The following is an 8,689-nucleotide window of genomic DNA, read 5'->3' as shown; positions in this document are numbered from 1 at the left end:
CCGGAACCTACGTGGATCGGGTCACGTTCGGGCATGCGGCCGACACTAAGGTGATACCGCCGGTACCGCAACGACGACCCTGTCGGATCGCCGACCCTGTCGGTGGGGGACGACATGCTTCTGTGCGGCGTCATCAAATGTTGACGGCGCAGGGCGGAGGTACTTCCCAGATGGGGGCAAGGGATGAGGCGACGGAACCGTGGTGGGCTTCTGACCCGACGATCGCCGCACTACGTCGCAAGGCACTGGAAGAGATCGAGCAAGCGCAGCCGCGACCACCCGTGCCCGATGGGCCCGACCCCGTCTTCGTCGAGGTCGTGAGCGGCGCGAGCGCGCGGGAACTGGCCGGCGCCCGCGACGACCTCCACCGCGCAAGACTGCGTTACGCAGACGCGGTCAGGACAGCCCGCGTCGCCGGATATTCCTGGGCCGAGATCGGCCGTGTGCTCGGTGTCCCGAAGCAGTCGCTGCACCGCCGGTTTGGCGACCTCGGTTAGGGTCGCCCGGTGATCGTGAGCACCATCAACGTGAACGGCATCCGCGCGGCGGTCAAGCAGCGATCAACCGAGAATCTCGGACTGCTGGCCTGGCTGAAGGAGACGACGGCCGACGTCGTGTGCCTGCAGGAGACCCGGGCCGACGACGAGCAGCTGGCCGATGCGCTCGCGCCCGCCCTCGCCGACGGCTGGCAGCTGGCCTCGGCCGACCCCCACCTCAAGGGCCGCAACGGCGTCGCCGTGCTGAGCCGGCACCCGATCAGCCGAGTGCTCATCGGACCCGAGGCTGACGAATTCGCCTCGCACGGACGCTATCTCGAGATCGACACGGGCGGCCTCGTGGTCGCCAGCGTGTACTTCCCGACCGGCGAGGCCGCCACCGACCGGCAGTTGGAGAAGGAACGCTTCATGGCTGCCGTCGCGGGCCGGATGGGGACGCTGAACTCCGCTGGGCGCGCCGCGGTGGTCTGTGGCGACTGGAACATCGGCCACACCGAGTCCGACATCAAGGCATGGAAGGCCAACCAGAAGAAGTCGGGCTTCCTGCCGAGCGAGCGTCAATGGCTGACCGATCTGCTGGCCACCGGCTGGGTGGACGTGGTCCGCGTCCTGCACCCCGGTGTGGCCGGGCCGTACAGCTGGTGGTCGTGGCGGGGCAAGGCGTTCGACAATGACGCGGGGTGGCGGATCGACTATCAGCTCGCCAGCGCCGCCCTGGCCCCGAGCGTCCTCGCCGCCAGGGTCGAACGGCCCGACGCCTACGCGCTGCGCTGGTCCGACCACGCCCCCGTGACCGTCGAATATGCCGTTGGCCCGGCGTGAAAGTATTGAGGGCATCATGAGCACCAACGCCACCAGAGCGCCAGGAAGAGTCGTCTTCTCCGGCGTGCAACCCACGTCCGACTCCCTGCATCTCGGCAACGCGCTGGGAGCGATCAGCCAGTGGGTAGGCCTGCAGGACGACCACGACGCGTACTTCTGCGTCGTCGACCTGCACGCGATCACGATCCCGCAGGATCCCAACATGCTGCGCAAGCGCACCCTGGTGACCGCTGCGCAGTACCTGGCGTTGGGTATCGACCCTGCCAGGGCCACCGTCTTCGTGCAGAGCCACGTGCCCGCACACGCCGAATTGAGTTGGGTGCTTGGGTGTTTCACCGGTTTCGGGCTGGCGTCGCGGATGACGCAGTTCAAGGACAAGTCGCAGAAGGAAGGCGCGGACGCGACGACCGTCGGGTTGTTCACCTACCCGGTGCTGATGGCCGCCGACGTCCTGCTCTACGACACCGACCTGGTGCCGGTCGGCGAGGACCAACGGCAGCACCTCGAACTGGCCCGTGACGTCTCGCAGCGGTTCAATGCGCGGTTCCCCGACACGTTCGTGGTACCCGAGCCGATGATTCAGAAGGCCACGGCCAAGATCTACGACCTTCAGGATCCGACCGCGAAGATGAGCAAGTCCGCGGCCACTGACGCAGGACTGATCAGCCTGCTCGACGACCCGAAGAAGACCGCGAAGAAGATCCGCTCGGCTGTCACCGACAGCGAGCGCGAGATCCGCTTCGACCGCGACGCCAAGCCGGGGGTTTCCAACCTGCTGACCATCCAGTCCGCCGTCACCGGCACCGAGGTCGACAAGCTGGTCGAGGGCTACGCCGGGCGCGGTTACGGCGACCTGAAGGCCGACACCGCCGATGCCGTCGTGGAGTTCGTCACGCCGATCAAGGCGCGGGTGGACGAGATGCTGGCCGACCCGGCCGAACTGGAGGCCGTGCTCGCGGCGGGTGCCCGGCGCGCCGACGACGTGTCTGCGACGACGTTGCAGCGGGTGTATGACCGGTTAGGGTTTCTTTCGAAACGTCCGTAGCGCCAAGGAGGGTCGTGTGGCTGGTGTGACCGAACCGGCCAAACCGGGTTTCATGGACCGGCTGCGGACCAGGTTCGTCTGGTTGGACCGCGTCATGCGGGCACAGGAGCGCTACCAGGACAGCAAGGGCGACTTCTTCGCCGCTGGCATCACGTATTTCACGGTCTTCGCGCTGTTTCCCTTGGTGATGGTCGCGTTCGCCGTGGCCGGGTTCGTCCTGTCGCGGCGGCCGGATCTGCTCGCCGAGATCGAGATGCAGATCAAGTCCGCGGTTTCCGCTGATCTCGGGCAGCAACTCATCAGTCTGATGGACTCGGCGATCGAGTCGAGGACGTCGGTCGGCGTGATCGGCCTGGCCACCGCGGCGTGGGCCGGGCTGGGCTGGATGGCCAACCTGCGTGAGGCGCTCAGCTCCATGTGGCAGCAGCGCCGCGAGCCAGGAAACTTCTTCGTGACCAAGCTGTCGGACCTGATCGCGTTGGTGTCGACGTTCGTGGTGTTGGCCATCACCATCGCGCTGACCGTGCTCGGCAGCTCGGACCTCATGACGCGGGTCCTGGGATGGGTTGGCATTTCCGACGTTTCGGCGTTGAGCGGGATCCTGCGCGCGGTGTCGTTGGTGTTGTCGTTGCTGGTGTCCTGGCTCCTGTTCACCTGGATCATCGCCCGACTGCCGCGGGAGGCGGTCACGCTGCGCAGCTCCATGCGCGCGGGACTGCTGGCTGCCGTGGCCTTCGAGATCTTCAAACAGGTGGCGTCGATCTATCTGAAGTCGGTGGTGCACGGGCCGGCGGGCGCCACCTTCGGTCCGGTGCTGGGACTGATGGTGTTCGCCTACATCACGGCGCGGTTGATCCTGTTCGCGACGGCGTGGGCGGCGACGTCGTCGGACAATCTCGCCATCGCGCCGGTCGGCCCGCCCGACCCGGCGGAGATCACGCCTCGCGTGGAGGTACGGCAAGGCCTCGGGGCCCGCGGCGCGATTGCCGCCGCGGCGGTGGGAGCCATTGGTGCACTCGGGCTTTCGCACCTGACCCGGCGACGTCCCTGACCGTCAGATGGTGGGACGGCGGTTCAGCGTGCGCGCACCCATGATGAGAGCGAAGACCACCACGGCCCCTACGACACCGACACCGACCCTGACCGGCATGGCGTCGGCGGGTGGCAGCGTGGAGGCGACGGCCTGGGCGGCCGCGGGATCGGCGGCCGGATCGACCTTGGTCGCCCGCAGCGAGGGGTCTGGCTCGATCAACGCGCCGACCTTGGTGCCAGGCGCGGTCGCGAAGCCGTAGTCGAGCAGGTGTGCGGCCTGCTCCCACGGGGCGATCGGCAGGCGGGTGCCGTGCAGCATGATCGCGACCAGTCGGCGTCCGTCGCGGTTGGCCGCGCCGACGAACGTCTGGCCCGCGTCGTCGGTGTAGCCGGTCTTGCCACCCATGGCGCCGGGGTAGTTGTAGAGCAGCTGGTTGTCGTTCTCGAGCTGGTAGCCGGGGTTGTTCTCCTCGCCGGCGTTGCCGGGATGGCCTGGGAAGTCGTACTTCTGGGTTGCGACGATGTCGGTGAAGACGGCGTTCTGCCAGGCGTAGCGGTAGAACAGTCCGAGGTCGTAGGCCGAGGTGCTCATGCCGGGGCCGTCCAGGCCCGATGGCGTGGCCGCGCGGGTGTCGCGGCCGCCGAGCTTGCCCGCCAGGTCGTTGATCTTGCCCACCGCGGCGTCCATACCGCCAAGTTGGGCCGCCAAGGCGTGCGCGGCGTCGTTGCCCGAGTGCATGAGCAGGCCGTGGAGCAGGTCGTCGACGGTGTAGACGCCACCCTCGTCGACGCCCACCCGGGTGCCCTCGGCATTGGAGTCCTCGACGGTACCGATCACCTGCTTGTGGATCGGCAGCTCCTTGATCGCCTGCATGGCCACCAGGACCTTGATGATGCTGGCGGGCCGGTGCCTACCGTGTGGGTCCTTGGCGGCGATGACCTCGCCGGTGTCGAGATCGGCGACCAGCCACGCCTCGGCGGAGACGTCGCCAGGCAGCGGGGGCGTGCCGGGTGCGGTGACGATGCCGCAGCTGGACAGGGCGTCACCGCCGAGTGGGGTGGCCGGTACCGGTAGCGGGGCTGGCGGATCACCCGCGGTCGGGACCTCTGACGAGTCGACGGCCGGGGGCGTCGTGACGCGGTACGGGCAGGCGTCGTCGGCGTGCGCGACGGGCGTACTGACCAGGGCGGGTGCGGTCAGCAGCGCGGCTGCCACGAGCAGGCACGCTGCCCGGCGCGGGGCGGATCCGAAGGTAGCCATCGTGTCTGCAGGGTAGGAGATCTGGCCCGCATTTTCCGGTAGCCACGCTGTTACCAGAGTGACTATTGCTACCAGTGGGGCGGCTCGAGAGCCGTCACGGCTCGAAGTACGCGACGGCCGGGAACTCGATCGTCGACATCCACAGTCGGCCCGCCGATTCGACGACGCCCGTGACGCCGCCGAAGTCGGGATGCGTCGTTCGGATGCCGCCGACCGCGGCGCCGCTGTCCGCGTCGAAGCCCACTACCCAGATCTCGGGTTTGACCTTCGGCTGCAGTCGAGCCGGGAGCCGCCAGATCACCTGTCGAATCCACGGGGCCCGCGGCATCAGGCCCTCGGCCGCGGTGTTGACCGGCGTCACCAACGCGGTCCAGATCCGGCCGTCGGAACCCGTCGAGATGTTGTCGGGCATGCCGGGAAGATTTTCCGCCAACGGCGTCACGCTTCCCGCCTGCGGACCCGTCAGCCAGTACTTGGACAGCCTGCGCCCCACGGTCTCGGCGAACACCAGCGCCGACTCGTCGGCGGTCGCCGTCACCCCGTTGGCGAAGTACAAGCCGTCGACCAGCGTGGTCACGGTGCCATCGGTCGCGAGGCGGAACAGGCTCCCCGTGGCGCGCGCCTCGATGATCGGTGCAAGAAAGTGCTCGAAGTGGAATTCGCTGGTCGACTCGGTGAAATAGATTGTGCCGTCGGATGTTTCGGTGACGTTCGAGCAAAATCGTAAGGGCCGACCGTCGATCTTTTCCACCAACGTCGTCAGCTCGCCGCTCTTCGGGTCCATCGACAGCAGCCCGCGGTAGCTGTCGCAGATGAGTACCCGACCGTCACGCGCGACGTGCATGCCGAGCGGGCGGCCACCCGTGTCGGCGACGACGGTTTTCTCGCCGCCGTCGGGCGAGATCCGCACGATGCGCCCGTCGACCAGACCCGTCCAGAGGTGGCCGTCGGCGTCGACGACGACGTCCTCGGGCCCGTCGCCTGGGAGCGGGACGACCGTGACCGGTCGGGCGGGCTGGTCGGGCAGCGGGTCCACGGGCGGCGGCTGCCAGCGGACGGGGTGGATCGGCGGCTTCACCGGTATTGCTCCTCGCGTCCGCGGCGCGACTTCGTTGGCACGCGCCGACGATAACGTCCTCGCTAGATCCTGCGGCTGGCTTCGCTCAACACGCCGTGCAGGATCTCGTAGATCGCGTCGAACTCCTTCTGACCACTGATCAGCGGGGGAGCCAACTGGACCACTGGGTCGCCGCGATCGTCGGCGCGGCAGTACAACCCCGCTTCGTAGATCGCGGGCGTAAGAAAACCACGGAGTAGCCGCTCGCTTTCCTCGTCGTTGAACGTCTCCTTGGTGACCTTGTCCTTCACCAGTTCGATGCCGTAGAAGAAGCCCTCACCGCGCACGTCGCCGACGATCGGCAGGTCGTAGAGCTTCTCGAGCGTCGCCCGGAACACCGGGGCCATCTCCTTGACGTGGTCGTTGATGCCCTCGCGCTCGAAGATGTCGAGGTTGGCCAGCGCGACGGCCGACGACACCGGATGGCCACCGAACGTGTAGCCGTGACCGAACGTGGTCTTGCCGTCGTTGAACGGCTCGAACAACCGATCGCTGGCGATCATCGCGCCGATCGGGGAGTATCCCGACGTGAGGCCCTTGGCGCAGGTGATCATGTCCGGCACGTAGCCGAAGTCGTCGCACGCGAACATGGACCCGATGCGGCCGTAGGCGCAGATCACCTCGTCGGAGACCAGCAGCACGTCGTACTCGTCGCAGATCTCGCGGACCCGCTCGAAGTATCCGGGCGGCGGCGGGAAGCAGCCGCCCGCGTTCTGCACCGGTTCCAGGAAGACGGCACACACCGTGTCGGGGCCCTCGGCCTCGATGGCCTCGGCGATCCGGTCGGCGCAGTACCGGCCCCAGGCCTTGAGGTCGGTGTCGAAAGGCTCCGGTGCGCGGTAGAAGTTGGTGTTGGGCACTCGGAACCCGCCAGGGGTGAGGGGCTCGAAGGGCGCCTTGAACGCAGGCAGGCCGGTGATGGCCAACGCGCCCTGCGGGGTGCCGTGGTAGGCGATCGAGCGCGAGATGACCTTGTACTTGCCCGGCTTGCCGGTCAGTTTGAAGTAGTTCTTGGCCAGCTTCCATGCGGTCTCCACGGCTTCGCCACCGCCGGTGGTGAAGAAGACCCGGTTGAGGTCGCCCGGCGCGTAGCCCGCGATCCGCTCGGCCAGCTCGATCGCCGGGGGCGTGGCGTAGGACCACAGCGGGAAGAACGACAGCGTCTCGGCCTGCTTGGCCGCGGCCTCGGCGAGCTCCTTGCGGCCGTGACCGACCTGCACCACGAACAGGCCGGAGAGCCCGTCGATGTACTGCTTGCCCTTGTCGTCCCAGATGTGGACGCCCTCGCCGCGGGTGATGATCGGCGGGGTGATGTCCTCGCCGTGGCGGGCGAAGTGGCCCCACAGGTGGCGCTTCGCCTTTGCGGCCAGATCGGTCGAAGTCTTCTGCTCTACTACTGTTGTCATCTAGTTCCCCAATTGTATTGCTGTTTAACGAGTTTCAGGTAAACCAAGGTTTCGGTGGATATCACTCCCGGTACGGCGCGGATCTTCTTGTTGAGCAGGTCCAGCAGGTCCCCGTCGTCCTCGCAGACCACCTCGACGATGGCGTCGAAGGACCCCGCGGTGAGCACCACGTAGTCGACGGATTCAATGGCGGCCAGCTTCTCGGCGACCTTGGTGGTGTCGCCGGTGCACCGGATGCCGATCATGGCCTGACGCGCGAAGCCCAATTGCATCGGGTCGGTGACCGCCACGATCTGCATGACGCCTGCGTCGACCATGCGCTGGACGCGCTGGCGTACGGCGGCCTCGGACAGACCGACGGCCTTTCCGATGCCCGCGTACGACCGCCGCCCGTCCTGCTGCAGCTTCTCGATGATCGCCTTGGAGAGTTCATCGAGTTGGTAGGCGGCACCTGGCCGGGACTGGTTGATTCGCAACGAGACGGCTTGGATGCCGGGGGATCCGTCCGGCTTGACCATGCCCACGATTGTGCACGGAATCCGTCGAATCAAGCAACTATGCCGATGAAATCGCGCGTCTGAGACCGCCGGTACCGCGGGAATGCGCCGCCCGGCTCAACTAGGTCCGCTAGCGTTTGCGCCATGACCAAGACGAGCAGCTGGATCGACGGCAGCGCAGTGGCGACCGGCGGTCAGCGGTTCAAGATCGTCAATCCGGCGAACGGCGGCGTGGTCGCGGAGTACGCCCTTGCGACCACGGCCGACGTCGACTCAGCAGTGGCGGCCGCGCGCAAGGCGTTGCCGGGTTGGGCCGCCGCAACGCCGGCCGACCGGTCGGCAGTACTGGCCAAGTTGGCCAAGCTGGCCGGCGAGCACGCCGAGGATCTGGTGGCCGAGGAGGTCAGTCAGACGGGAAAGCCGGTGCGATTGGCAGGAGAGTTCGACGTGCCGGGCAGTGTCGACAACATCGACTTCTTCGCGGGTGCGGCGCGGCACCTGGAGGGCAAGGCGACCGCCGAGTACTCCGCCGATCACACGTCGAGCATCCGGCGCGGGGCCATCGGCGTCGTCGCCACGATCACGCCATGGAACTATCCGCTGCAGATGGCGGTGTGGAAGGTGTTGCCCGCGTTGGCCGCAGGCTGCTCGGTGGTGATCAAGCCCGCCGAGATCACCCCGCTGACGACGTTGACGCTGGCCCGGCTGGCCACCGAAGCCGGGCTGCCCGACGGCGTGTTCAACGTCGTCACAGGAGCTGGGCACGACGTCGGCACGGCCCTGGCCGGGCACCGCGACGTCGACCTGGTGACGTTCACCGGCTCGACCGCGGTGGGTAGGCGGGTGATGGCCGCGGCCGCCGTGCACGGGCACCGCACTCAACTCGAGCTCGGCGGCAAGGCGCCCTTCGTGGTGTTCGACGACGCCGACCTCGACGCCGCCATCCAGGGCGCGGTCGCCGCGTCCCTGATCAACACCGGGCAGGACTGCACCGCCGCCACCAGGGCGATCG

Annotated in this window: 9 protein-coding genes; 5 read left to right on the top strand and 4 right to left on the bottom strand. The window is 67.6% G+C overall.

From position 1 onward, the window contains the following. Positions 1–170: 170 nt before the first annotated feature. The 4 genes from QOC69_RS10460 to yhjD are packed head-to-tail and all read left to right on the top strand — an operon-like array spanning position 171 to position 3,415. Positions 171–497: a hypothetical protein gene (locus QOC69_RS10460; protein ID WP_526439072.1), complete on the top strand. Its 327-nt coding sequence runs from the start codon at positions 171–173 to the stop codon at positions 495–497. A 9-nt stretch (positions 498–506) separates the two neighbouring features. Next, a complete protein-coding gene (locus tag QOC69_RS10455; protein WP_526439070.1) occupies positions 507–1,319 on the top strand; it encodes an exodeoxyribonuclease III in 813 nt (270 codons plus the stop codon). Positions 1,320–1,335: 16 nt separating this feature from the next. Then, positions 1,336–2,364, top strand: a complete 1,029-nt coding sequence (gene trpS, locus QOC69_RS10450; RefSeq protein ID WP_526439068.1) for a tryptophan--tRNA ligase — start codon at positions 1,336–1,338, stop codon at positions 2,362–2,364. 25 nt (positions 2,365–2,389) lie between these two features. Continuing rightward, positions 2,390–3,415 carry an inner membrane protein YhjD gene (gene yhjD / locus QOC69_RS10445; protein ID WP_526439076.1) on the top strand — a complete coding sequence of 342 codons (1,026 nt, stop codon included), beginning with the start codon at positions 2,390–2,392 and terminating at the stop codon, positions 3,413–3,415. A 3-nt stretch (positions 3,416–3,418) separates the two neighbouring features. Here the strand turns inward: yhjD and QOC69_RS10440 are convergent, their stop codons facing one another. From QOC69_RS10440 to QOC69_RS10425, 4 genes are all read right to left on the bottom strand, one after another. Further along, entirely contained in the window at positions 3,419–4,657 is a 1,239-nt protein-coding gene (locus QOC69_RS10440; protein WP_526439066.1) for a D-alanyl-D-alanine carboxypeptidase family protein, read from the bottom strand. A 94-nt stretch (positions 4,658–4,751) separates the two neighbouring features. Beyond that, positions 4,752–5,741 (bottom strand): SMP-30/gluconolactonase/LRE family protein, encoded by a 990-nt coding sequence (locus tag QOC69_RS10435; protein ID WP_526439074.1) that lies wholly within the window; start codon positions 5,739–5,741, stop codon positions 4,752–4,754. Between the two features lie 56 nt (positions 5,742–5,797). Beyond that, positions 5,798–7,180 (bottom strand): aspartate aminotransferase family protein, encoded by a 1,383-nt coding sequence (locus QOC69_RS10430; RefSeq protein ID WP_526439064.1) that lies wholly within the window; start codon positions 7,178–7,180, stop codon positions 5,798–5,800. Next, a complete protein-coding gene (locus QOC69_RS10425) occupies positions 7,177–7,698 on the bottom strand; it encodes an Lrp/AsnC family transcriptional regulator (RefSeq protein ID WP_526439062.1) in 522 nt (173 codons plus the stop codon). Before QOC69_RS10425 ends, QOC69_RS10430 begins: the two co-directional genes overlap by 4 nt. A 123-nt stretch (positions 7,699–7,821) precedes the next feature. Between QOC69_RS10425 and QOC69_RS10420 the strand changes: the two genes are divergently transcribed. Next, on the top strand, positions 7,822–8,689 hold an 868-nt coding region (locus tag QOC69_RS10420), incomplete at its 3' end, for an aldehyde dehydrogenase family protein (RefSeq protein WP_526439060.1).

It is taken from the genome of Mycobacterium sp. (genome assembly GCF_032162105.1).
GTDB lineage: Bacteria > Actinomycetota > Actinomycetes > Mycobacteriales > Mycobacteriaceae > Mycobacterium.
Note: the sequence above shows the minus strand (reverse complement) of the source record. Positions and strands in the feature narration are given on the sequence as shown.

Coding starts and splice junctions, on each gene's coding strand:
- QOC69_RS10460 (WP_526439072.1), top strand. CDS start 171: ATGGGGGCAAGGGATGAGGCGACGGAACCGTGGTGGGCTTCTGACCCG.
- trpS (WP_526439068.1), top strand. CDS start 1,336: ATGAGCACCAACGCCACCAGAGCGCCAGGAAGAGTCGTCTTCTCCGGC.
- QOC69_RS10440 (WP_526439066.1), bottom strand. CDS start 4,657: ATGGCTACCTTCGGATCCGCCCCGCGCCGGGCAGCGTGCCTGCTCGTG.
- QOC69_RS10430 (WP_526439064.1), bottom strand. CDS start 7,180: ATGACAACAGTAGTAGAGCAGAAGACTTCGACCGATCTGGCCGCAAAG.
- QOC69_RS10425 (WP_526439062.1), bottom strand. CDS start 7,698: ATGGTCAAGCCGGACGGATCCCCCGGCATCCAAGCCGTCTCGTTGCGA.